The organism is Mycobacterium sp. EPa45 (genome assembly GCF_001021385.1).
Taxonomy (GTDB): Bacteria; Actinomycetota; Actinomycetes; order Mycobacteriales; family Mycobacteriaceae; genus Mycobacterium.
On sequence record NZ_CP011773.1, the window covers coordinates 5,801,704 to 5,825,726 of the forward strand.

Sequence of the window (24,023 nt, forward strand, 5' to 3'; positions counted from 1 at the left end):
TGAGAGGAGTTCGAGTATGTGCTATGCCGTCAAGTGTCGAGTCTGCGGCAAGACGACGTGGGATGGCTGCGGCCGACATAGTCAAGACGTGATGCGGTCCATACTGCCAGCACAGCGATGTCAATGCGCAGAACGCGAAAACCGGGACCGGAACTCGTCATGGCAGTCGCAGTAGGTCTTTCCCTCGGTGCACTGATCGGTCTGCTGCTGGGATTGCTCGGCGGCGGGGGTTCCATACTCGCCGTTCCGGCGCTGATCTATGGATTGAAGTTTGATGTCCAACAAGCGATTCCGATATCGCTGATCGTCGTCGCCTCGGCATCAGCGGTCGGGGTGTTGCCGAAAATCCGCGCGGGTCAGGTCCGCTGGCGAATGGCGGTGATCTTCGCCGCGGCCGGAATTCCGGCCGCGATCGTCGGCAGCGCCATCAGCCGTCATCTGGCTCAGCCGCTGGTCCTGGTCGGTTTCGCGGTCGTCATGGTGGCTGCTGGCGTCCGCATGCTGGCCGATCAGGGCACCACCGGGACGGCCTGCAAAATCGATGCGGGACAAGTGAACTGGCGGCGCTGCGCACCTCGGTCGATCGGGGCCGGGCTGCTGGTCGGCCTGCTCACGGGGCTGTTCGGTGTCGGCGGCGGGTTTCTCATCATTCCGGCATTGGTGGTCATGCTCGGTGTCGAGATGTCGACCGCCATCGGCACCTCGTTGGTGATCATCATCGCCAACTCTGCGGCCGGCATTGTTTCCCATCTTCAGGTGATCAGCGTCGACTGGCAGGTCACCGCAGCGTTCGTCGGATCTGCGATGGCGGCATCGCTGGCCGCCGGCTACTTCGGCACCAACACCGACACCACACGCCTGCGGCGCTGGTTTGCCTACCTGGTGCTCGCCGTGGCCGGCTACGTGTTGATCGACACGTTCGTCGTCGGCTGAGCCGCGGGCCCGATTAGTCGAGCGAACCGGGTGGGCGAGACACGCACTGCGCGGAGTACAGCTCGACACCCAGCTTGTCCATCAGCTCCAACTGCGTTTCCAGGTAGTCGATGTGATGCTCTTCGTCGGCGACGATGTCCTCGAAGAGATTGGCGGTGGTGGAGTCCTGTTTCTCACGGCACAACACGATCGCCGGCTTCAACCGGTTGACCACCTCGTACTCGAGCGCCAAGTCACTCTCGAACTGTTCGCGGATCGTCTGACCGATGTTCAGGGTGCCGATCCGCTGGTAGTTGGGGAGCCCGTCGAGGATCAGGATCCGATCGGTCACGCGCTCGGCATGGCGCATCTCGTCGAACGACTCGTCCCTTGTGTGCTTGGCCAGCTCCGTGAAGCCCCAGTTGTCCTGCATCTTCGAGTGCAGGAAGTACTGATTGATGGCGGTCAGTTCCGAGGTCAGCTGCTGATTCAGGAGCGTGAGAATCTCGCTGTCGCCTTGCATGAATTTCTCCTGTCATCGCAGTGGCGCCGCAATTCGCATACTGCAGAATTGCGCCGGTTCTACTCACTACCGCTTTCAGTGAACCTAGTACAGAATCACCGAGCCCATCCCGCTTCTGGGCTGGATCGGTGTTGTCGCGCTTGAACATTGGCACAATCAAGCCGGGGCGGCAAGGTAGTTGAGGCTTGGCTGTGTTTGATTCCGATACGGATGGTCTCGGCTTGGTATTCCGCTGAATAGGCGGCTGGCCCGGCCCGTCGGACAACTCAGTTATTTCTGCTGACCTCACTATTGATTGCACACCGGTGGCCCGCTGCGCCGGACGCCCGTGGATCGAGGTGACCATGCGAACCCTCGGTTAGTTAGGTTAGGGTCAGCTAACTACCGTCGATCCGACAAGAGGACACCGTGATGGGACGAGGTTTCCAGGGCGCCATGTTGCGCCGGTTCGGGGGGCGCGACCATCCCGCGACCGTGGAACGGACCGAGGACGTCGCCCCGCACTGCGTCCGGATCACGATGTCTTCCCCCACCCTCTTCGATGACGTCGACGCCGGACCGACAACCTGGCTGCGGTTCTGGTTTCCCGATCCGGACCGCGGAAGCACCGAATTCCAACGTGCGTACACACTCGCCTGGGCCGAGCCCGAGGCCGGCCGCTTCGCGATCGACGTCGTGCTGCACGAGCCGGCCGGCCCAGCCTCGGCGTGGGCCTCGACCGCGCACCCGGGCATGACCATCCCGGTGGTGTCGTTGGGTTCGTCGCCCTTCGCGGTGCCCGACGACCTGCCGGCGGGCTTCCTGCTCATCGGTGACTCCGCGTCCATCCCGGCGATCAACTCCATCATGGCGGTGCTGCCACCCGATCTCGACGTCGAGGTCTACCTCGAACTCCATTGCGAATCAGACACACTCATCCCGCTCACCCCACACCCGCGGCGGCGACTGCACTGGGTGACGAGGACCGACGACACCTCGCTGGCTGCGGCCATCGAGGACCGGGACTGGTCGAACTGGACCGTGTGGGCTGGTACCGAGGCGGGCGCTCTCAAGCACCTCCGCAAGCGCCTCAAGGAGGACTTCGGGTTCCCCAAGACCGAGGTGAAGGCCCAGGCGTACTGGACCCAGGGCCGGGAGATGGGCAGAACCCGCGACGACGCCACAACGACACCTGTCCCGCAGATTCCCGCACCCGCGCTACCGCAGCCGGGCGCCGCCAAAGGCAAGTGGCGTTCCCAGGCGGGCAAAGACTTTCTGGCACCGGTCAAGTCCCGGGTGATGGCCGCCGGTGTTTTGCAGGCACTGCTCACCCTGCTGCAGCTTGCGCCATTTGTGTTGCTCATCGAACTCGCTCAACAGTTGCTCAGCGGCGCCGACCGATCCCAGGTGTGGAACACCGTGACCGCGTTCGTGGTGCTACTGACCGCCGGCACCACGCTGGGCGCAGTTCTGGTGCTGTGGTTGCACGTGGTCGACATGCGGTTCAGCGCCGAAGTCCGTCGTCGGCTGTTGGACAAGCTGGCCCGAATACCCCTGGGCTGGTTCAGCGATCGCGGATCGGGAGCGGTGAAGAAGCTGATCCAGGACGACACGTTGTCGCTGCACTACCTCGTGACGCACGCGGTGTGCGATGCGGTCGCGGCGGTCGTCGCGCCGATCGCAGTGTTGATCTATCTGTTCGCCGTCGACTGGGGCATGGCGCTGATCCTGTTCCTGCCGATCCTCGTCTATATCCTCACCACCTGGACCATGGTGTATCAGAGCGGGCCGAAGATCGCCGAGGCCTCGCGCTGGGCCGAGCGGATGAACGGCGAGTCGGCGGCATTCCTCGAGGGTCAGCCGGTGATTCGGGTTTTCGGAGGCGCGGCGGCCTCGTCCTTTCGCCGACGTCTGGACGACTACATCGCGTTCCTCAACGACTGGCAACGGCCGTTCATCGGCAAGAAGACCTTCATGGATCTGGTGACCCGGCCCAGCACGTTCCTGTGGCTGATCGTCACCGCCGGCACCGCGTTCGTGGCTGCCGGCGCGACGACGCCCGCAGCGCTGCTGCCGTTCCTGGTGCTGGGCACCACCTTCGGCAGCCGGCTACTGGGCATCGCCTACGGGCTGGGCGGCATCCGGGAAGGTACGCAGGCTGCACAGCGCATTGCGGTAACGCTCGACGAAACCGAGCTGGACACCCGGAGCGCGGATGCGCCGCCATCTGCGACACCGGCGAGCGTGACCTTCGACGCCGTCAGCTTCGGCTACCGCGCGGGTGTGCCCGTCATCCGCGACGTGACAATGGCGTTGAGCGCCGGGACGGTGACGGCTCTGGTGGGGCCATCCGGTTCTGGCAAGTCAACCCTGGCGGCGCTGCTGGCGCGCTTCCACGACGTCGACGCCGGCGCGATCCGCATCGACGGCCGCGATATCCGCACGATGACCCCAGACGAGCTCTATACCCGAGTCGGATTCGTATTCCAGGATATTCAGCTGGTGGCAGGCACCATTGGCGACAACATCGCACTCGCCAGGCCGGAAGCCGGCATCGACGAGATCGAGCGCGCCGCCCGCAACGCGCAGATCCACGAACGGATTCTGCGGCTGCCCGACGGATACGACACTGTCATCGGCGCCGACAGCCAGCTGTCGGGGGGCGAGAAGCAGCGCCTCACCATCGCCCGCGCACTGCTCGCCGACACCCCGGTGCTGATCCTCGACGAGGCCACGGCCTTCGCGGATCCTGAATCGGAATATTGTGTGCAGCAGGCGTTGAGCTCGCTGATTCAGAATCGCACGGTGTTGGTGATCGCCCACCGGGTGCATACCATCACCGAAGCCGACCAGATCGTGGTGCTGGACCACGGCCGTATCGCCGAGATCGGCACCCATCGGGAGCTGCTCGCCATCGACGGCCGCTACCACCGCCTGTGGAACAGCCGGCCGGCCGGCGCAACGGCGCCTACCCGCGCCCTGACCGGCGAAGGCGTCCGATGATTCGCACTCTGATCAGGTTGATTCCCGACGAGGACCGTGGGCGACTCACCAGTTACATTGTGCTGACGTTGGTTTCGGTGCTTCTGCGGGCTGCAAGCGCGCTGGTGCTGGTGCCGCTGCTCGTCGCTTTGTTCGGCCCGCACCCATCGGATGCCTGGCCCTGGGTCGGCGTCCTCACCGCGGTCACGATCGGCGGTTGGGTCATCGACATGGTCGTGGCCCGTGTGGCCTTCGGCATCGGCTTCACACTGGCGGACACCACTCAACACACCATGGCCAACCGGCTCACCGATGTTCCGCTGCACTGGTTCACCGCCGACAACACCGCGGTGGCGCGGCAGGCCATCGCGGCCAGCGCACCGCAACTTGTCGGTCTCGTCGCAAATCTGTTGAGCCCGTTCATCGGTGGGCTGCTGCTGCCTGCCGCGATCACCATCGGGTTGTTCTCCGTTTCCTGGCAGGTCGGCGTGGCCGCGGTGATCGCGCTGCCGTTCTTGCTCGGCGCCCTTGCCGCGAGCCAGCGGCTGATCCGTACCGCCGACGCCGCAGACGCCGACGCCCACAGCAGCCTCACCGAACGCCTGGTGGAGTTCGCCCGCACCCAGCAGGCGTTGCGCGCCAGTCGCCGCGTCACGGCAGCGCGGAGCCAAACCGGGGAGGCGATCACCGCGGTACGTGGGGCGACGCTGCGGCTGTTGCTGTTTCAGATCCCGGGCCAGCTCTTGTTCAGCGTGGCAAGCCAGATCGCCCTCATCCTGCTGGCGGGCACGATCACGACGCTGACGTTGCGCGGCCAGCTCGGCGGGCCTGAGGCGGTGGCACTGGCGATCGTGATGGTGCGATTCCTGGAGCCGTTCACCGTGCTGGCCGACCTGTCCGGCGCGGTCGAGTCCTCGCGCGGCCTGCTGGACCGGCTCAAAACCGTGACCGCCGCACCGCTGGCCGAGCAGCCGCGGCGCGGCGTGCTGCCGTCAGGTGAATCATCGGCGCCCCGAATCGAACTTCGCTCCGTGGGCTTCGGTTACCAGGGCACCGAGGTGCTCAAGGACCTCTCGTTCACCCTCGAGCCCGGCACCACCACCGCGATCGTCGGTCCGTCCGGCTCCGGTAAGACCACGATCCTGTCGCTGGTCGCCGGGTTGCTTGCGCCCGAGCGCGGACAGGTCGTCATCGACGGCATTGATGCCGCCGACATCGATTCCGACGCGCGACGCGCGTTGGTCAGTGTGGTGTTCCAGCAGCCCTACCTGTTCGACGGGACGATCTGGGACAACATCCGGGTCGGGTACCCCGAAGCCGACGACGAGACCATCCGCCGCGCGATGACCCTGGCCCGCGTCGACGAGATCATCGAACGCCTCCCCGGCGGCGCACAGTCGAAGGTCGGTGAGGCCGGGACCGCACTGTCCGGCGGCGAACGACAACGCGTCAGCATTGCGCGGGCGTTGGCCAAACCGGCGGGTGTGCTGCTGATCGACGAAGCCACCAGCGCGCTGGACACCGAGAACGAGGCGGCCATCACCCAGGCCATCAATGACGACCCGCAACCACGCACCCGCGTCATCGTCGCTCACCGGCCCGACGCGATCCGCCACGCCGATCAGGTTCTGTTCATCGACGGCGGTGTGGTGGCAGAACGCGGCAGCATCGACGAACTCACCTCGCTCGGTGGGCGTTTCGCCGAGTTCTGGCGAAAGCTGGAAGACAGCATCGGATGGCAGATCGCCGCACACGGACCGGCCAGTCCGCAGCCGAGCCCCCGAACATCGTTTACCGAGAGCGCGTCGGGGGCACGCCCAGAGTATGTCAGTGACAGCCTTTAAGGACCTTCCGCTGACCGACCGCGACCGCAAATGGGACGGCGACGCGGCCGAGAAGCGGGTACGCAGATGGGCCGATGCCGAAGACGGGCCGAACGAGAAGTACCGCGACGCCCACGTCTGGTACGACAGCGACAACAAGGACAACTTCACCGCCTACAAGCTGTTGATCGCCGACGTGATCGACGGGAAACTCGCGGCCGTGCCGCGCGGGGTCATGGCGGCCGCGGCGATCATGCAGGGGTCTCGCGGCGGTATCGATCTGCCCAGCAAGGACATCGACCGGGTCAAGAGCCATCTGGCCAAGTACTACGCGAAGATGGACGAAACCGCGCCGTGGGAGCGGGACTGACCCGGTGAGCTAGATTGCGGGCGTGACCCGCCCAACCCCGGGCGCAGGCCGGTTCGCGCCCAGCCCGTCCGCCGACCTGCACATCGGCAACCTGCGCACCGCAGTGCTGGCGTGGCTGTTTGCCCGCTCGACGGGTCGTCGCTTCCTGATGCGGGTCGAAGACCTCGACGACCGCACGCACGATGATGTCGCGCTGCATCAGCTCGACGATCTCGCCGCGATCGGTGTCACGTGGGACGACGAACCGCAATGGCAGTCTCGTCAGCGCCGGCGTTACGACGCAGTGATCGACGGGCTGGCCGCACGCGGACTGGTTTACGAATGCTACTGCAGCAGAAGAGATATCCTCAGCGCACCGCGGGCACCTCATGCCCCGGAAGGGGCCTATCCCGGCACCTGCCGGACGCTGAATGACGCCGAGCGGACCGCCAAACGCCAGACCGGACGGCCGCCCGCGCTGCGGCTGCGCGCGGACGCCACTGAGTACGCCGTCACCGACCTTGTGCATGGCACCTACACCGGGGTGGTCGACGACTTCGTGCTGCGCCGCGGCGATGGTGTGCCCGCCTACAACCTGGCCGTCGTTGTCGACGATGCGCTGTCCGGCATCGATCAGGTCGTCCGCGGTGACGATCTGTTGGCGTCCTCGCCACGCCAGGCGTACCTGGCCGAACTGCTCGGCCATCCGCAGCCGGTGTACGCCCACGTGCCGCTGGTACTCAACACGGAAGGCAAGCGGCTGGCCAAACGCGACGGCGCCGTCGCGCTGGCCGAACTCGGCGCTCCCCGGGCGTTCGCATTGATCACGGAGTCGCTGGGCTGGCCGTCGCCGGACATGGCAGCGCTGCTGCGCCAGTTCGACCCGGCCCGGATGCCCCGCGAACCCTGGATTTATCAACCGGTTTGATCGCAAAGCTTGGCGGGCATCTCCCACAGCATTACTGTCCGCCGAATGCGTCATTTCCCACACGCAGCTCTGCTGACGATCGTGACGGTCGCCGCAGTGCTCCTCGGCGGCTGCGGTTCGAAGCCCGACAGTGGCGGCCCGCTGTCCTCCGGTGTGCTGCGGGTCGGCACCGAGGGCACCTACGCGCCGTTCAGTTTCCAGGATCCCGCGACCGGGCAGCTCGCCGGATACGACGTTGACGTCGCCGATGCGGTCGGTCAGAAACTCGGCAAGAAGGTCGAGTTCATCCAGACGCCATGGGATTCCATCTTCGCCGCGCTCGAAGCCAACCGGTTCGACGTGGTGGCCAACGAGGTCACCATCAGCCCTGAGCGTCAGAGCAAATACGACCTGTCCGAGCCGTATTCGGTGGGTGAAGGCGTCATCATCACCCGAGCGGACGACGACTCGATCAAGTCGCTCAATGACCTCAAGGGGAAAACGGTCGGTGCCACCATCACCAGCAACTGGGCCCAGATCTCTCGCGACGCAGGTGCGACGGTCGCGCCGGTGGAGGGCTTCACTCAGGCGATCACCCTGCTCGGCCAGGGCCGGGTCGACGCCGTCGTCAACGACAGCATCGCCTTCCATGCTTACCAAGCCGAGACCGACAATCAGACGGTCAAGATCGGCGCCACGATCGGCGAGAAGAGCGAGCAAGGATTTGCGGCTCGCAAGAACAGCGGCCTGCTACCGGATCTGAACAAGGCGATCGACGAGCTCAAGGCCGACGGCACGCTGGCGACGATCTCGCAGAAATATCTGAAGGCCAACGCCACCGGGGCGCCGGCCGCCGGCGGGGCCGACGCCGGCCACCGTTCGGTGTGGAAACTGATCGCCGACAACCTGTGGCCATTGGCCAAGGCGGCGATCACGGTGACCATCCCACTGACCCTGATCAGCTTCGCCATCGGTCTGGTGATCGCCCTCGTGGTGGCGCTGGGCCGACTGTCCAAAAACCCGGTGGTGTCGAACATTTCCCGGTTCTACATCTCGGTGATCCGCGGCACCCCGCTGCTGGTGCAGTTGTTCATCATCTTTTTCGCCCTGCCGCAGATCGGGGTCAAACTCGAGCCGTTCCTGGCCGCGGTGATCGCGTTCAGCCTCAACGTCGGCGGCTACGCCGCGGAGATCATCCGCTCGGCCATCCAGAGCATCCCCGTCGGGCAATGGGAGGCCGCCGAGACCATCGGCTATCACTACGCCGGTGCGCTGCGGCGAATAATCCTTCCGCAGGCGGCCCGAGTTGCGGTCCCGCCCCTGTCGAACACACTGATCTCACTGGTCAAGGACACCTCGCTGGCGTCGACCATCCTGGTGACAGAACTGCTGCGCACCGCGCAGGTGGCCGCCGCACCGACCTTCGAGTTCTTCGCGCTGTACGGCACGGCCGCCGCGTACTACTGGATCATCTGCCTGGTGCTGTCGTTCGGCCAGAGCCGCCTTGAACACCGACTGGAAAGGTACGTGGCGCGATGACTGACACCACCAGCGGCGAGCCCGAATACCGCGTCGTTGCCGACGGCGTCGAGAAGGCGTTCGGCGACAACAAGGTGCTCAAGGGCGTGTCCTTCAAAGTGGAGCGGGGTACGGCGACCGCGATCATCGGACCGTCCGGGTCGGGCAAGACGACGCTGTTGCGCACGCTCAACGCGCTCGACCGCGCCGATGCCGGTGTGATCCGGGTCGACGACATCGAAATAGACTTCTCGACGCCGACGCCCAAACCCGAGATCCGCCGATTCCAGTCGCGAAGCGGCTTCGTGTTCCAGGGACACAACTTGTTTCCGCATAAGACGGTGCTGCAGAACATCATCGAAGGCCCGGTGATCGTGCAGAAGCGGCCCCGGGAAGAAGCGGTCGCGGAGGCAATCACGCTTCTCGAGCAGGTCGGGCTTGCCGAAAAGAAGGATCAGTATCCGTACCAGCTTTCCGGCGGGCAGCAGCAGCGGGTCGGTATCGCCAGAGCCCTGGCACTCAAGCCCAAGCTGGTGTTGTTCGATGAGCCGACCTCGGCGCTGGATCCCGAACTGGTCGGCGAGGTGCTCTCGGTGATCAAAGACCTCGCTGTCGAGGGGTGGACGCTGGTGATTGTCACCCACGAAATCCAATTCGCCAGACAGGTTTCCAATCAGGTGCTGTTCACCGACGGTGGCGTCATCCTCGAGCAGGGGCGTCCCGAGGACGTGCTCGGCAACCCCAAAGAGGCACGCACGCGCCAGTTCCTGGAGCGGGTGCTCAATCCGCTGTAACCGGACCGAGCTCTGTGCCACAGTGTCGAGATGCCGAACCAGAAGCAGGTCGACGCCGACGTCGTCATCGTCGGGGCGGGACTCTCCGGAATGATCGCGGCCCGGACCGTGTTGTCGGCCGGCCTGACGCCGGTGGTGCTGGAGGCCGACGAACGCGTGGGTGGCCGCATCCTCACCGAGGAGGTCATGCCGGGCCTGCCCGTCGAACTGGGCGCGCAGTGGATCGGTGACACCCACGAGCGGATGTTCGCCCTCGCCGCCGAGCTCGGCGTCGAGACCTACCCACAGTTCGAGGACGGCGAGACGTCCTACGACCTCGTCGGTGCGGGGGTATTGCGCGAGAACGAATTCCACGTCCGATTCGCCGATGAGCTGGCCGAGCTGGACAGGGTTCTGCGCCGGCTGGACGAGCTGGCCACCGAAGTGCCGGTCGAGGCGCCGTGGTTGGCAGCCCATGCCGCCGACTGGGACTCCATCACCGCGGGTGCGTGGTACGACGCGCAGGGGTTGTCATTGGTGGCGCGCACGCTGGTAGAGATCTGCACCGTCGGCATCCTGGCAGTGCCCACCGCCGAAGTGTCGTTCCTGCATCTGCTGTTCACCATCCAGACCTGCGGGGTGACCTCCGAGCTGTTCGCCGAATCCGAAGGGGGCGCCCAGACCACCCGGTTCGTCGGCGGCACCAGCGAGATCCCGCGCCGACTCGCCGCGCTGATCGCCGACCGCATCGTGCTGAAGGCGCCCGTTCAGCTGATCGAGCACTCCACTGACAGTGTCAGCGTGCACTGCCGCGGCGGACTGGTCGCGCGGGGCCGCCGGGTGATCGTGGCGATCTCACCGACGCTCGCCGGCCGCATCATGTACGACCCGCCCCTGCCCGGGGTGCGCGATCAGCTCACGCAGCGGCTACCCAACGGGTCCGCCATGAAGGCGTTCTTCGTCTATGACGAACCCTTCTGGCGCACAGACGGATTCAACGGTCAACTGATATCCGATGTCGGCCCGGCCCGGATGTCGAATGACACCTGCATTCCAGGGGATGACCATGGGGTGATCCTGATGTTCCTGGAGGGTGACCAGGCCCGCACCTTCGGACGACTGCCCGAAGAGCAGCGCCGCGCCGCGCTCACTGACGAACTGGTGCGTCACTACGGCAGCAGGGCGGCCCATCCCGAGTTCTATGTCGACGGTGAATGGTCGGATCGGCAGTGGACCCGCGGCTGCTACAACGCCAACCTCGGCCCGCATGTCTGGACGGCGTACGGTCCGGCCCTGTCGGCGCCGATCGGCGTGATCCACTGGGCGTCAACCGATACCGCGACGCATTGGAGCGCCTACATGGAGGGGGCGGTAGACGCGGGCGAGCGCGCCGCTCACGAGGTGGTCGCCTCGCTGGCCGGGTAACTCAGACGGCAACCTCGAGGCGCGCCATACCGCGCAGCGTGACGTGGGGCTTGTAGGTCGGCTCGGCGGCCAGCTGCGCATCCGGGAAGCGTTTGGTCACCGCGGACAATGCCACCGCGGCCTCCATCCGCGCCAGCGGCGCACCGAGGCAGAAGTGCGGTCCGTGCCCGAACGCCAGATGGCGAATCGGGTTGCGGGTCGGGTCGAACTCATCGGGCCGCTCGGCGACCGCCGGATCGCGGTGCGCGGCAGCCAGCAGAATCATCATGATGTCGCCCTTGGGGATTCGGATATCGCCGATCTCCATGTCAGCACCGGCGACCCGGCTGGCCAGCTGCACCGGCGGGTCGTAGCGCAGAGTTTCCTCGATGATGTTCGGAGCCAGACCTGGGTCGGTGCTCAACGCCGTCCAGTGCTCGCGGTGCCGCAACATCGCCAGGATCCCGTTCGCGATCAGGTTGACCGTTGTCTCGTGACCGGCGATCAGCAACAGGTTGCAGGTCGCGACGATCTCCTCCTCGGTGAGCTGGTCGCCGGATTCCTCCACCGCGATCAGGCCCGACATCAAATCGTCGCGCGGCTCCGCGCGGCGCCGTTCCAGCAGCTCACGCAAATATCCGCGGAGCCACATTCCGGCCTTCAGACGTTCTTCGAAACCCTGCGTCTCTCCGGTGAAGGTTACGAAGGGATCCAACCCTTGTGCCAGAATCGTTGAGGCCGAGCTGAATTGGGCCTCATCTTCGATCGGCACGCCGAGCAGGCGGCAGATCACCGCCACCGGCAGCGGATGCGCGAGTTGCTCGATGGCATCGAATTCACTTGTCTGCGCGGCATTGTCGAGCAGGTCATCGACCATCGAGGTGATGTTCGGCTCCAGCGCCTTGACCACTCGCGGCGAGAATGCCTTACTGACGAGCTTGCGCAGCCGCGTGTGATCGGGCGGGTCGAGGAACAGGAAGCCGGGGGTGCCGAACGGCCGGGGCTGCTCACCGGCCTCGATGGCCCGCTGCGCGGCGGTGGACTTCAGTCGGTCGCTGCATGAATCGGGGTGGCGTAGCACCTCGTCGCAGTCGGCGAAGCTGGACAGCACGTGCAACGTCGACTCCGGAATGTGCATCGGGCCGCCCTCGCGGATCTGCCGGTAGACCGGGTAGGGGTTCGCCCGGTTGCCGGGGTCGAGCAGTTTCAGCAGCAATTCTTGCGGCTGGGTCGCAGCAGTCATTTTCCTATTGTGCACGCGTGGAATGCGGGTAGTAGCTACCCAGGACATGCTCGCGAAGTTCGTCGAACTCACCGGCCACGATCGCGGCGCGGATCTGGTCGACCAGACGGATGATGAACCGCTCATTGTGGATCGTGCACAGGGTGGCGGACAGAATTTCTTTGGCCTTGAACAGGTGGTGCAGGTAGGCCCGGGTGTAGTTCGCGCAGGTGTAGCAGTCGCAGTCGGCGTCGATCGGGGTGAAATCACGTCGGTAGCGCGCACCCGTGATGTTGAACCGGCCGGTCGGCGAGTACACCGCGGCATTGCGCGCCACCCGCGACGGCGACACGCAGTCGAACGTGTCGGCGCCGGCGGCAATGGCCGCGAAGAGGTCGTCGGGTTCGCTGATCCCGAGAAGGTGGCGAGGCTTGTCCTCGGGCAGCTCATCGACACACCAGCCGACGATCGTGGCCAGGTTCTGCTTCTCCAGCGCGCCGCCGATCCCGTAGCCGTCGAAACCGCGCCCCTCGGAGTCGACGATGCCCGCCAAACCCCGCGACGCCTGGCGGCGCAGGTCCTCGTACTGCGCACCCTGCACCACACCGAACAGCGCCTGCGCGGGTCGCTGCGGACGTTCGGCGGTCAGCCTGCGGTGCTCGGTCAGGCAGCGCACCGCCCATGCGTGGGTGCGAGTCACCGATTCCTCTTGGTAGCCACGGGTATTCACCAACGTCGTCAGCTCGTCGAAAGCGAAGATGATGTCGGCGCCGATCTTGTGCTGGATCTGCATCGACACCTCGGGGGTGAACCGGTGGGTCGAGCCGTCGAGATGCGAAATGAACGTCACGCCGTCGTCGTCGACATGCGCCAGACGCTGCTTGCCCTCAGCGATGACGTCGTCGGCCTGCACGCGGTCGGCGTCCATCGAGAGCACCTTGCGGAACCCGGCGCCCAGCGACAGCACCTGGAACCCGCCGCTGTCGGTGAACGTCGGCCCCGGCCAGTTCATGAACGCACTCAAGCCCCCGGCCTCGTCGACGATGTCCGGGCCGGGCTGCAGGTAGAGGTGGTAGGCGTTGGCCAGGACCGCTTGGGCCCCCAGCTCACGCATCGTCTCGGGCAGCACCGCCTTGACCGTGGCCTTGGTGCCCACCGCGATGAAAGCCGGCGTCTGGATGTCGCCATGTGGGGTGTGGATCACCCCGGTGCGTCCACGACGCCCGGGCAGCTCGGCGTCGACGGTGAAGAACGGCACTCCAGATATCTAACCAGCGCCCCGTTGCAGGAACCGCACCATGTGGTCGGCGAGCTCCTCGCCGGCGTCTTCCTGGATGAAGTGCCCGGCACCGTGAACGGTCGGGTGCTCACGGCCCTGCGCACCCGGCATCTGCTGGAAGATCGGCGCCATCGCGCCGGTGATGGGATCTCCGTCGGAAAACGCCACCAACATCGGCGTAGTGCCGGCGGTCAGGGTCGCCCACGCCCGGCGGTTGGCCTCGGAGGCCGGGTCGTCGGGGCTGGTCGGCACCAATCCCGGCATGGCGCGCGGACCCGCGGAGAAGCTGTCATCGGGGAACGGCGCGTTGTAGGCCCGACGCACCTCGTCGGCCATCGGACGGAGGCAGCCCGACTCGACGAACCGGCCCACGTCGATGCTCGGGGCCTCCTGGATGGCCCGGCGGAACTGCCACCACACCTCGGGCATGTTGAAGTCACCGGTCGGCAATCCCGTGTTGGCGACGACGATGCGGGCGAACCGGTCGGGATTCTCGGCAGCCAGGCGCAGCCCGATCAGCCCGCCCCAGTCCTGGCCGAACAGGGTCACTCGCTGCAGATCCAGAACGTCGAACGCCAGCGCCCGCATCCACTCGACGTGGCGGGCGTAGGTGTGGTCTTCACGACGGGTGGGCTTGTCGGAGCGTCCGAAACCCACCAGATCCGGGCAGATGACCCGATGGCCGGCGGCGGCGAGCGCAGGAATCATCTTGCGGGACAGAAACGACCACGTTGGTTCGCCATGCAGCAACAGAATCGGGTCGGCATGCCTGGGTCCTTCATCGACCCAAGCCACTCTGAGGCGTCCACCCTCGTCATCGTCGAGATCGCAATAACGCGGCGGATAAGGGAAATTCGGGATCTCCGCGAATCGCTCGTCGGGGGTTCGCAACGTCTGCATGCCCGTGAAGATACCGACTTTGCCTGTGCCGGTCGGGATTTGCCCCGATGCCGGTGAAAATTTCCGTCGCTTGACTGGCAGACGAATTTTTCGGCCATTCCTGCCACCGGCGGGAAATGGCGAACCATAATTTCCTGGACGATCCGTCACTGTCGACGGGTCACCCCTACATAAGGAGAAATCGGTGAAGCGTGGATTAGTGGTGACCGTTGCCGGCGCCGCGGTCTTGGTGGCCGGACTGTCTGGTTGTTCGAAGGACGACAACAAGTCGACGTCGACGACGAGCGCGAAAGCCAGTTCGTCCGCTTCCGCAACGTCGAGCGCAGCAGGGGCCCCCAGCGCGACCGCCGGTGCCAGCACCGCCAAGGTGACGATTGACGGTCAGCCGCAGAACATCAACGGTCAGGTTGTCTGCGCGACGGCCGGTGGCAACCTCAACATCGCGATCGGCGAGGCGACGACGGGTATCGCGGCCGTGCTGTCCGCGGATGCCTCGTCGGTGCAGTCCGTCGGCCTCGGCAACGTCAACGGGGTGACGCTGGGCTACACCGCGGGCGTGCCCGGCGGAGCCAACGCGACGGCCTCCAAGGACGGCAACACCTACAAGATCAGCGGAACTGCGACGGGCGTTGATATGGCCAACCCGATGCAGCCGGTGACCAAGCCCTTCGAAATTCAGGTCACCTGCCCGTAGCGGCAGGCCGGACGAAGCGGCGGCGCCCCGAGGGGTCGCCGCCGCTTTCGTTTGACTAGACCCCGACCGCCTTTTCGAGCGCGGCCAGCGAGTCCTCCAGTTGGGTGAGCAGCCGCTGCAGATGCGGGATGCTGCGCCGGCAGCCGACCAGTCCGAAGTCGAGGTTGTCGGCGTTGTTGGACATCGTGATGTTGAGGGCCTGGCCGTCCAGCGCGATCGACAGCGGATAGTTGCCGTCCAGCCGGGCGCCGTGCCAGTACAGCGGCTCGCGGGCGCCGGGCACATTCGAGATCACGATGTTGAACGGCGGCGCCGCCGCGGCCGCCAGCGCCGGAAGCAGGGTCAGCGCCAGGGGCGCCATGTTGAACGCCGACAGGGCCAACTGCTGCATCTTCGGCAGCTGCAGGAAGACCTCTTTGTTGCCGCTGATCGAGTCACGGATCGCCTCGAGCCGCTTGGCCGGGTCGCCCTGGTCGGTGGCCAGGTTGCACAGGATGGCGCCGACCTGGTTGCCGCCCTGGGAGTGATCGTTGTCGTCGCGCAGGTTGACCGGCACCATCGCGATCAGCGGCTTGTCGGGCAGCGCGTCCTGCTCGATCAGGTAAGCCCGCAGCGCGCCGGCGCACATCGCCAGGATGACGTCGTTCACGGTGACGCCGGCGGCGGCCTCCTTGATCGCGATGATGCGCTTGAGCGGCCAGGACTGTGCCGCCACCCGGCGCGCCCCACCGATCGGGACGTTGAACATCGTCTTGGGGGCTTCGAACGGCAGGGTCAGCTGCTGCTCCAGGAGAGCTCCGCGCACGATGGTCAGCGCCGAGGGCGCCAAGCCCGCGACCGACCCCACCGCGCGCCGCAGCCCGCCGAGCGGGGACCCGCCGCCACTCTTTTCCTTGCTGCGCGGGCGCGGCCCGATCGTCCACGGTGCCCTGATCTCGTCGTCCTGCGGGTCGGGCGAAAGCGTGCGCCGGGTCAGCTTCATCGCCGAGACACCGTCGAGCAGGGAGTGGTGGATCTTGGAGTAGACGGCCACCCGCCCGTCTTTGAGGCCTTCGACCAGGTGGGTCTCCCACAGGGGCCGGTGCCGGTCGAGGAGGCTGCCGTGCAGCCGCGAGGTGAGCTCGAGCAGTTCGCGGACCCGACCCGGCTGGGGCAGCGCCGAACGGCGCAGATGATATTCGAGATCGATGTCCCGGTCGAAGGCCCAGGTCAGGTTGGCGATGCCGCCGAACAGCGCACCGGGATGCTTGCGAAACGTCGGTTGCACGTCCTGGTAAGTGAGCAGGTCGTTGTAGATATCCGCGAGAAACTCCGGCCCCATGTCGTCGGGTGGCTCGAACAGTTGCAAGCCGCCGACGTGCATCGGATGTTCTCTGGACTCGGCCAGCAGGAACATCGAGTCGGTCGGTGAAATCAGCTCCATCGATGACCTCCGCGTCGATTTCTATCCCGTGTGCCCATTACATCGGTCCGCCACACGGATGTCGTCGCGCGCAGAGAAGCGCCTGGGCCGGCGGCCGCGAGTGTGCGAACATACCGCCACGGCGGCGCGTCGCGGATGACACCGCACGCTCGACTCGCACAAAGCTCTCGGTCAGCGGTGACCGCCGCCGCCTCCGCCGCCGCCGCTGTGGTTGCCGCCATTCCATCCCGGCTCGGCCACCTCCGCCTCGGTGAGCTGATCGCTGGTGTCGGGGATGATCGTCGGGGCGCAGTTCATCGAGAAGCTGTCTTCGGTGTCGGTGTCCGAACACTGGGCGCTCAGACGGGGTGCCGGGTCGGCGGCAGCGACCACGGCGACGGCCGGGGCGGCCGCGATCGCCAATCCGATTGCGGCATAGAGCAACCGGTGCGTGCGGGTCGAAGCGGTCGTCATGATCACAAGCCCCCTGGTTTTCGCGTGCTACATCTGCAAAGGGCCAGGGTAAGTGAGGTTCCCGGAAACCGCGATGCGGCGACTCCGATTCACAGCGTTACCGCAGGCCCACTCGGAGGGTGGTCAGCCGGCCGTGCCGATTCCGCTTCTCGAGATCGTGAACCCTCGACCACCGGTGGTGCAGGTGACACCGCTCTCCTCGGACAGGCACCTGAACTGCCCCACCGCCATCGTCTCGCCGTAGCCGAGCATGGGGATGTCAGCCGGCGCATTGCCGAGGCAACTGATTCCCGCACACGAATGGAACGCCCCGGTGCTGTCCATCTGCACGGTTTGGGGTGGATCGTCGGTCTGGCAGTACACGCCGTCCTGACCAACGCGGCCGCCGGTGTTGATCTCGCAGCCGATGTTCCGCGAGGGCGAGTAGAAACCGCAGTACTTGCCGACCGACGTGCACACCGAGTCGTCCGCCGCGGCGTCGGGCGCAGCGAGGAGCGAGCTCATACTGAAAACGGTTGCCGCTGCGACAAACACGCGGGTCCGGAAATCGTTCGCCATGCTCACTACTTTCACTGAACATCAGGGGCGCCGCTCGCGATTGAGCAAACTCAGCATCAAGCCGTAGGACACGAACGCAAGAACCGCCCGCACCCGGGCGATCGGGTCGGGCGGTTTATGGCGGTGGCGGAGGGATTTGAACCCTCGGACGGGGGTTACCCGTCACACGCTTTCGAGGCGTGCTCCTTAGGCCGCTCGGACACGCCACCGTCGAAGAGCTTACGTCCCGCGGCCTGGCTAGCCCAAATCGCGCTGACGAGCGAAGAAGCCCTCCAACAACGCCGCGCACTCGTCAGCCAGCACTCCCCCGCGCACCTGCGGCCGATGCGTCAGGCGCCGGTCCCGCACCACATCCCAAAGCGAGCCTGCCGCACCGGTTTTGGGCTCCCACGCCCCAAACACCACTCGCGCGACCCGGGCCATCACCAGCGCGCCCGCGCACATCGTGCAGGGCTCCACGGTTACCGCGAGCGTCGTCCCCTCCAGCCGCCAGCCGTCGCCGTACACCTGTGCCGCCGCCCGCAACGCCAAGATCTCGGCGTGTGCGGTCGGGTCGCCGAGCTGCTCGCGGGCGTTGGCGGCCCGGGCCAGCTCGGTACCGTCCGGCCCGAACACCACCGCGCCGATCGGCACATCCTCGGGCCCTGCCAAGCCGGCAGCGTCGATCGCCGCCCGAATCAGCGCGGCATCGGACCTCACCGCTCGAGGCGGTCGAGCACTGCCGACAACTCGTCGGCGAAGCCCATCTCGCGCGCGATCCGGCCGAGCTGTTCGTCGGCATACAGATCGGTCTCGTCGAGGATCACGCTCAGCACCGGCTCGGGCAGACCGATATCGGCCAGCAGGCCGAGATCACCCTCCTCGAACGGGTCGGCGTCCTCGAGGTCTTCGGCGGAGATGTCGGCGTCCAAAGTCTCCAGCGCCTCGGCCGCAATGTCGTAATCCAGCGCCGCGGTGGCGTCCGACAGCAGCAGCCGGGTACCCGCCGGAGCCGGCCGCACGATGAGAAAGAACTCGTCGTCGATGTCCAACAGCCCGAACACCGCACCGGCGCTGCGCAGTTCCCGCAACTCCGTCTCGGCAGCAGCCAGGCTGGTCAAAACCTTCGCGTCCATGGGCGAGCAACGCCACTTGCCATCCTCGCGGACCACCGCCACGCCGAAGCCGTCCGGGGCCTCCGACCCGGGGCTGTTCTGGGCGCGCTGTGCCTCCATGGGCGCATACGCTAGTCGCTGATCAGGCCTTTTGACCAGGTACTCATCTGCCGTGCCGCGAAGATATGCCAACCTGGACAGGTGACAAAGACACCCGTGTGTGTACTCGGGCTCGGGCTCATCGGCGGGTCGGTGTTGCGCGCGGCGGTAGCCGCCGGCCGTGAAGCATTCGGCTACAACCGATCCGTCGAGGGCGCTCAAGCCGCCCGCTTCGACGGTTTCGCCGCCAGCACCGACCTCACCGAGGCACTGGAGTGGGCCGCCGAACGGGAGGCGCTGATCGTCCTGGCCGTGCCCATGCCTGCGGTGTCGCAGTTGCTCGGCCACGTGAAGGACGTCGCCGGTGAGTGCCCGCTGACCGACGTCATCAGCGTCAAAGGCGCGGTGCTCGACGCGGTGCGCAAGGCCGGACTACTCGACCGTTACGTCGGTGGTCATCCGATGGCCGGCACCGCCCACTCCGGCTGGAGCGCCGGCGACGCCAGGATGTTCGTCGGTGCGCCGTGGGTCATCACCGTCGACGAGCACGTCGACGCCCGGGTGTGGGAGCAGGTGATGAACCTGGCCCTGGACTGTGAGGCCGTCGTGGTGCCCGCCAAATCGGACGAGCACGACGCGGCGGCAGCCAGCATCTCGCATCTGCCACACCTGCTCGCCGAGGCGTTGGCCGAGACGGCCGGTGAGGTACCCCTGGCATTTGCCTTGGCGGCCGGCTCATTCCGGGACGGCACCCGGGTCGCGGCCACGGCGCCCGATCTGGTGCGGGCCATGTGCGAGGCGAACGCCGACCAACTGCTGCCGGCGCTGGACCGCGCCCTCGCACTGCTGAACCAGGCTCGTGTGTCGCTGGCCGAGAAGGGGTCGGTGGCCGAGCTCGTCGAGGCCGGCCATGCCGCTCGCGCGCGCTACGACAGCTTCTCGCGCCCGCAGATCGTCACCATCGCGATCGGTGAGGAGGACTGGCGTTCAGAGCTCGCGGCCGCCGGTCGCGCCGGCGGCGTGATCAGATCCGCGCTGCCAGTCCTGGGTAGTCGACGATGAACCCGTCGGAGTCGACGGTGATCGTGGTCTCGGCGACCGGCGAGTGCAGTTTGATGCCGTCCCCGTTGGGCCCCGCGCCGGCGTAGCTGATCGTGGCCTGCTTGACCGTCAGGTCGGGCAAACTCACGTACACCACCGGCAGGGTCACTGAATCGACTCGCTGATACAGGCCGGTGCGCCGGATCGGTAATGCGTTGAAGAACGGGCTGAAGACGACGTCGACGTCCATCGCGCCCTCGTACGCGCCCCGCGACTGGCCCTGGTGATCTGTGACGAGCCACATGCCTTCTTCGTCGCGGGCGATCGACAGCTGCCGATCCCGCTCGGCGAGGGTGACGCTCATCGACAGCCGTTTGGTCGCGCCGGTCTCGTCGGTGACCAGGTCATAGGACGCGCTGAAGGCCGGGTTCGTCGCGGCGGCCGCGGCCACGATGCGGCCGTAGGCCTTGATTCGATTGCCCGATAGCTGAACCCGGGCCGATTCCATCCGCGAATCGTCGTGTGCGCGCCAGGTCAGGATCGCCGGCCAGGCGCTTTCTGTCGCATCGTTGGCTGCACTCACCCGTCTACCGTATGCGACGGGCCACCCCGTTCGTAACCAGGTCGGGAAGTGCGACCCATCTGTGACGCGGGTAGGCGCGCATCGAAACTCACCTCGTCGTCGAGCAATGGTTGCGGCATCCGCCGGAACCTGCCCGTGCCGGGCACCGCGGCCCACACAGCCAGGGCCAGCAGCCCGTCGAGCACCAGGGCCAGCACCGTCACGAGCAACGCACCCACCAGCGCGAGGTAGAACTGTCGGACCTTGATGCCGTCGATCAGGTAGCGGCCCAACCCGCCCAGGCTGGCGTAGGCCGCGACCGTCGCGGTCGCCACCACCTGCAGTGTTGCGGTGCGTAACCCGCCCAGAATCAGCGGCAGCGCGTTGGGCACCTCGACACGCAGCAAAACCCGGGTCTCCGTCATTCCCATCGACCGGGCGGCGTCCTTCACCGCCGGGTCGACATTGGCGATCCCGGCATAGGTGCCCGCGAGAAGCGGCGGTATGCCCAGCAGCATGAGCGCGACGGTCGGCGGCAGCAGCCCGAGTCCCCACAGCAGCACCCCGAGTAGCAGCACGCCGAGCGTGGGCAGGGCACGCAGCGCGTTGACGCCGGTGACGACGAAGAAGGTGCCACGCCCGGTGTGCCCGATCAGCAACCCGAGGGGGATAGCGATGAGCGCGGAGACCACCACCGCCACCGCGGTGTACTGCAGGTGCTCGAGGATCCGGACCCCGAGACCCGCCGGCCCTCCCCAGTTCGCGCCGGTGAAGATGTAGGCGAGTGCCTGATGCAGAAAGTTCATGAGCCGGCCTTCACCCGGGCCCACGGCGTGATCAGCCGGCCCGCCAGCAGGATCAGCACGTCGACGACGATCGCCAGCAGGAAGATCGCGATGATGCCGGCGACGATCTGGTCGCTCTTGTCGGATTGGTAGCCCTCGGTGAACCAGGTTCCCAGCCCACCGATTCCGATGACCGAGCCCACCGAGACCATCGAGATGTTGGTAACCGCGACCACCCGGAGACCGGCAATGAGAACGGGAATCGACAGTGGCAGTTCCACTTTGAGCATCTGGGACACCCGGGTGTAGCCGACGGCGGTGGCGGCGTCACGCACTTGGACGGGGACCGCATCGAGGGCTTCGGGAACTGCTCGCACCAACAACGCGGTGGTGTAAAGGGTGAGCGCGACGATGACGTTGGCCTCGTCGAGGATTCTGGTCGGGATGATCAGCGGCAACACCACGAACAGGGCCAGCGACGGAATCGTGAAGATGATGCTGGCCGTCACTGTGGTCAGCCGGCGCAGCGCGGTGGTCCGCCATACGTAGGCGCCCAGCGGCACCGCGATCACCAGACCGAGGACCACCGGAACCAGCGAGAGCCGAAGATGGATGACGGTCAGCGCCCACGCTTTGTCCAGATGGGTGAGAAGATAATTCATGTTGCGCGCTGCTTTTCCAGCGCCTCGACGACGTCCTCGGCCCGCACCCCACCGATGACCTGTCCGGCATCGTCGACGGCCACCCCCAGACCGGCAGGCGACGACAGTGCCGCATCGAGCGCCAACCGCAGCGTGCCGCCCGGCCCGAACAGCGAGCCGCCAGCGATCGTGCTGTCGTACAGCGAGCTTCCACCCCGGTGCAGCTGCACACCGTCGGCATTGATCCAGGCGTACGGCCGGCCGTCGTCCCTCGTCACCAACCGCCAGTCCCCCGGCGCGAGTGTCAGCGCGTCGATGTCAGCCTCTTTGACCGTCTGCACGTCGTGCAGAGGCAAGCCGGACGCCTGGCGGAACTGCAGGCCCCGGTAGCCGCGGTCGGTGCCGATGAACCCGGAGACGAATTCGTTTGCGGGATTGGACAACAACCGGGCCGGAGCGTCGTACTGCTGCAGGGTGCCGCCCGGGCCGAACACCGCGACCCGGTCACCCAGTTTGATCGCCTCGTCGATGTCGTGAGTGACGAACACGATGGTCTTCTGCAATTCGCCTTGCAGACGCAGGATTTCGGCCTGCAGCTCGTCTCGCACCACCGGATCGACCGCCGAGAACGGCTCGTCCATCAGCAGAACCGGCGGGTCGGCGGCCAGCGCGCGGGCGACACCGACGCGCTGCTGCTGACCGCCGGACAACTGAGCGGGATAGCGATCGCCGAGTTTGGGATCCAAGCCCACCCGTTCCAGCACCCCGTAGGCGGCCTTTCGAGCGGTCCGCCGCGACTCGCCCTTGAGCACGGGCACCGTCGCGACGTTGTCGACCACCCGCTGGTGCGGCATCAAACCGCCACTCTGGATCACATAGCCGATCCCGAGCCGCAGTTTGACCGGGTTGACGTTGGCGATGTCGCGGCCGTCGACGGTGATCGTGCCGGAGCTGGGCTCGATCATTCGATTGATCATCCGCATCGATGTGGTCTTGCCGCAGCCCGAGGGACCGACGAAGACCGTCAGCGTGCCGGTCGGCACCTCCATGCTCAGATCGTCGACGGCGACGGTGCCGTCCGGGTAGGTCTTCGTGACGTTGGCGAAGGTGATCATCTATTTCCCGATCGGCTTGTCGAAACCGTTGTCCCGTATCCACTTTCGCGCCGCCTCATCGGGGTCGACGCCGGAATTGCCGGACACCGCGGTGTTCAGGTCGATGAGTCCCTGGGTGCTGAGCTTTGCCGACACCGCGTCGAGCACGGTCTTGAGTTCGTCGGACTTCTTCTGCGAGCTGACCAGCGGCACGACGTTGGCGGCCAGAAAGTTGTTCTTCGGGTCTTCCAGCACGACCAGCTTGTTCTGCGGAATGGCCGGCGAGGTGCTGAAGATGTCCGCGGCGGTGACGGTGCCGTCCACCAGGGCACGCACCGTGGCCGGGCCGCCGCCGTCACTGATCGCGACGAAGTTGTCGGGCTTGATGTCCAGGCCGTACTTGGCCTTCAGTCCGGGCAATCCCTCGGTGCGGTTCAGGAATTCCGATGGCGCACCGAACTTGACCTCCGGGGAATGGGCCGCCAGGTCACCGATGGTCTTGAGATTCCACTTCTGCGCGGTGGCCTCGGAGACCGCGACAGTGTCGGTATCGTTGGCCGGCGACGGCGTCAGGATCGACAGGTCGCCGGGCAAGACCCGAAACAACGCCAGCTCCACCTGGTCCGGTGTGGTAACCGTGGTCTTGGAATCGAAGTACTGCAACAGGTTTCCGGTGTACTCAGGCACCAAGTCGATCGAGTGGTCACGCACGGCGGGAATGTAGGTCTCCCGGCTGCCGATGCCGAACTGCCGCCCGACCGTGAAACCGTTGGCCTCCAACGCCTGGGCATAGATCTCGGCGATAATTTTCGATTCCGGGAAGTCTGCCGACCCGACGACCAGGTTCTTCAGGTCACCCGACGCGGATCCGCCGCCAAGGGGATTGGCACTGCCACAGGCGGCCACCACCGGAAGCACGAGCGTGACCAGCATCGCCGCAAACCACAGTCGCTTCCCACCCTGCGACGCTTTCATGCGCGTCCTTTCGCCCCAACCCGTTTTGGAGAC

The 24,023-nt window shown here is 66.2% G+C and carries 24 protein-coding genes and 1 tRNA gene; 10 read left to right on the top strand and 15 right to left on the bottom strand.

Annotated elements, in window-relative coordinates; genetic code table 11:
- Window positions 1-159: 159 nt before the first annotated feature.
- On the top strand, window positions 160-933 hold the full coding sequence (locus tag AB431_RS27605; protein ID WP_047332636.1) for a sulfite exporter TauE/SafE family protein: 774 nt from the start codon (window positions 160-162) through the stop codon (window positions 931-933).
- A gap of 13 nt (window positions 934-946) precedes the next feature.
- On the opposite strand, the gene bfr is transcribed toward AB431_RS27605, so the two are convergent.
- Entirely contained in the window at window positions 947-1,435 is a 489-nt protein-coding gene (bfr, locus tag AB431_RS27610; protein WP_047332637.1) for a bacterioferritin, read from the bottom strand.
- A 411-nt stretch (window positions 1,436-1,846) separates the two neighbouring features.
- On the opposite strand from bfr, the gene AB431_RS27615 reads away from it, so the two are divergent.
- From AB431_RS27615 to AB431_RS27650, 7 genes are read left to right on the top strand one after another with little or no spacing between them, the layout of a single operon-like run.
- Entirely contained in the window at window positions 1,847-4,417 is a 2,571-nt protein-coding gene (locus tag AB431_RS27615) for an ABC transporter ATP-binding protein/permease (protein ID WP_047332638.1), read from the top strand.
- A complete protein-coding gene (locus tag AB431_RS27620) occupies window positions 4,414-6,240 on the top strand; it encodes an ABC transporter ATP-binding protein (protein ID WP_082135967.1) in 1,827 nt (608 codons plus the stop codon). The genes AB431_RS27615 and AB431_RS27620 overlap by 4 nt, the downstream gene beginning before the upstream one ends.
- A complete protein-coding gene (locus AB431_RS27625) occupies window positions 6,221-6,589 on the top strand; it encodes a hypothetical protein (RefSeq protein ID WP_047333859.1) in 369 nt (122 codons plus the stop codon). Before AB431_RS27620 ends, AB431_RS27625 begins: the two co-directional genes overlap by 20 nt.
- Window positions 6,590-6,611: 22 nt before the next feature.
- Window positions 6,612-7,496 (top strand): tRNA glutamyl-Q(34) synthetase GluQRS, encoded by an 885-nt coding sequence (gene gluQRS, locus AB431_RS27630; protein WP_047332639.1) that lies wholly within the window; start codon window positions 6,612-6,614, stop codon window positions 7,494-7,496.
- Between the two features lie 45 nt (window positions 7,497-7,541).
- Entirely contained in the window at window positions 7,542-9,014 is a 1,473-nt protein-coding gene (locus AB431_RS30225) for an ABC transporter permease subunit (protein WP_082135824.1), read from the top strand.
- Window positions 9,011-9,787: an amino acid ABC transporter ATP-binding protein gene (locus tag AB431_RS27645; protein WP_047332640.1), complete on the top strand. Its 777-nt coding sequence runs from the start codon at window positions 9,011-9,013 to the stop codon at window positions 9,785-9,787. The genes AB431_RS30225 and AB431_RS27645 overlap by 4 nt, the downstream gene beginning before the upstream one ends.
- A gap of 30 nt (window positions 9,788-9,817) precedes the next feature.
- A complete protein-coding gene (locus AB431_RS27650; RefSeq protein WP_047332641.1) occupies window positions 9,818-11,191 on the top strand; it encodes an FAD-dependent oxidoreductase in 1,374 nt (457 codons plus the stop codon).
- A gap of 1 nt (window position 11,192) precedes the next feature.
- Here AB431_RS27650 and AB431_RS27655 read toward each other — a convergent pair whose 3' ends face one another.
- Genes AB431_RS27655 through AB431_RS27665 form a run of 3 tightly spaced genes read right to left on the bottom strand, consistent with a single transcriptional unit; the run spans window position 11,193 to window position 14,571 of the window.
- Entirely contained in the window at window positions 11,193-12,413 is a 1,221-nt protein-coding gene (locus AB431_RS27655) for a cytochrome P450 (RefSeq protein WP_047332642.1), read from the bottom strand.
- A gap of 4 nt (window positions 12,414-12,417) precedes the next feature.
- Window positions 12,418-13,650 (bottom strand): tRNA guanosine(34) transglycosylase Tgt, encoded by a 1,233-nt coding sequence (gene tgt, locus AB431_RS27660; RefSeq protein WP_047332643.1) that lies wholly within the window; start codon window positions 13,648-13,650, stop codon window positions 12,418-12,420.
- A 9-nt stretch (window positions 13,651-13,659) separates the two neighbouring features.
- On the bottom strand, window positions 13,660-14,571 hold the full coding sequence (locus AB431_RS27665) for a haloalkane dehalogenase (protein WP_047332644.1): 912 nt from the start codon (window positions 14,569-14,571) through the stop codon (window positions 13,660-13,662).
- A gap of 184 nt (window positions 14,572-14,755) precedes the next feature.
- Between AB431_RS27665 and AB431_RS27670 the strand changes: the two genes are divergently transcribed.
- Window positions 14,756-15,265, top strand: coding sequence for a lipoprotein LpqH (locus AB431_RS27670; protein ID WP_047332645.1), 510 nt, complete (start codon window positions 14,756-14,758; stop codon window positions 15,263-15,265).
- Window positions 15,266-15,320: 55 nt separating this feature from the next.
- Here AB431_RS27670 and AB431_RS27675 read toward each other — a convergent pair whose 3' ends face one another.
- From AB431_RS27675 to AB431_RS27700, 6 genes are all read right to left on the bottom strand, one after another.
- Complete coding sequence (locus AB431_RS27675) at window positions 15,321-16,688, bottom strand: wax ester/triacylglycerol synthase family O-acyltransferase (protein WP_047332646.1); 1,368 nt, start codon at window positions 16,686-16,688, stop codon at window positions 15,321-15,323.
- Between the two features lie 171 nt (window positions 16,689-16,859).
- Entirely contained in the window at window positions 16,860-17,141 is a 282-nt protein-coding gene (locus tag AB431_RS27680; RefSeq protein ID WP_144418389.1) for a hypothetical protein, read from the bottom strand.
- Between the two features lie 123 nt (window positions 17,142-17,264).
- Window positions 17,265-17,645, bottom strand: a complete 381-nt coding sequence (locus tag AB431_RS27685; RefSeq protein ID WP_052960490.1) for a hypothetical protein — start codon at window positions 17,643-17,645, stop codon at window positions 17,265-17,267.
- Window positions 17,646-17,817: 172 nt separating this feature from the next.
- Window positions 17,818-17,908, bottom strand: a tRNA-Ser gene (locus AB431_RS27690).
- Between the two features lie 28 nt (window positions 17,909-17,936).
- Entirely contained in the window at window positions 17,937-18,398 is a 462-nt protein-coding gene (locus tag AB431_RS27695; RefSeq protein ID WP_047332648.1) for a nucleoside deaminase, read from the bottom strand.
- Window positions 18,395-18,913: a tRNA adenosine deaminase-associated protein gene (locus AB431_RS27700; RefSeq protein WP_047332649.1), complete on the bottom strand. Its 519-nt coding sequence runs from the start codon at window positions 18,911-18,913 to the stop codon at window positions 18,395-18,397. Before AB431_RS27700 ends, AB431_RS27695 begins: the two co-directional genes overlap by 4 nt.
- Before the next feature lie 96 nt (window positions 18,914-19,009).
- Here AB431_RS27700 and AB431_RS27705 point away from each other — a divergent pair, with 96 nt between their 5' ends.
- Window positions 19,010-19,954, top strand: a complete 945-nt coding sequence (locus AB431_RS27705) for a prephenate dehydrogenase (RefSeq protein WP_047332650.1) — start codon at window positions 19,010-19,012, stop codon at window positions 19,952-19,954.
- Here AB431_RS27705 and AB431_RS27710 read toward each other — a convergent pair.
- The 5 genes from AB431_RS27710 to AB431_RS27730 are packed head-to-tail and all read right to left on the bottom strand — an operon-like array spanning window position 19,917 to window position 23,948.
- Complete coding sequence (locus AB431_RS27710; RefSeq protein ID WP_047332651.1) at window positions 19,917-20,516, bottom strand: putative glycolipid-binding domain-containing protein; 600 nt, start codon at window positions 20,514-20,516, stop codon at window positions 19,917-19,919. The genes AB431_RS27705 and AB431_RS27710 overlap by 38 nt on opposite strands.
- Window positions 20,513-21,301 carry an ABC transporter permease gene (locus AB431_RS27715; RefSeq protein WP_047333863.1) on the bottom strand — a complete coding sequence of 263 codons (789 nt, stop codon included), beginning with the start codon at window positions 21,299-21,301 and terminating at the stop codon, window positions 20,513-20,515. Before AB431_RS27715 ends, AB431_RS27710 begins: the two co-directional genes overlap by 4 nt.
- Window positions 21,298-21,942 (bottom strand): ABC transporter permease, encoded by a 645-nt coding sequence (locus tag AB431_RS27720; protein ID WP_047332652.1) that lies wholly within the window; start codon window positions 21,940-21,942, stop codon window positions 21,298-21,300. Before AB431_RS27720 ends, AB431_RS27715 begins: the two co-directional genes overlap by 4 nt.
- A complete protein-coding gene (locus AB431_RS27725) occupies window positions 21,939-23,036 on the bottom strand; it encodes an ABC transporter ATP-binding protein (protein ID WP_047332653.1) in 1,098 nt (365 codons plus the stop codon). The genes AB431_RS27720 and AB431_RS27725 overlap by 4 nt, the downstream gene beginning before the upstream one ends.
- On the bottom strand, window positions 23,037-23,948 hold the full coding sequence (locus AB431_RS27730) for an ABC transporter substrate-binding protein (protein WP_369803098.1): 912 nt from the start codon (window positions 23,946-23,948) through the stop codon (window positions 23,037-23,039).
- Window positions 23,949-24,023 lie beyond the last annotated feature (75 nt).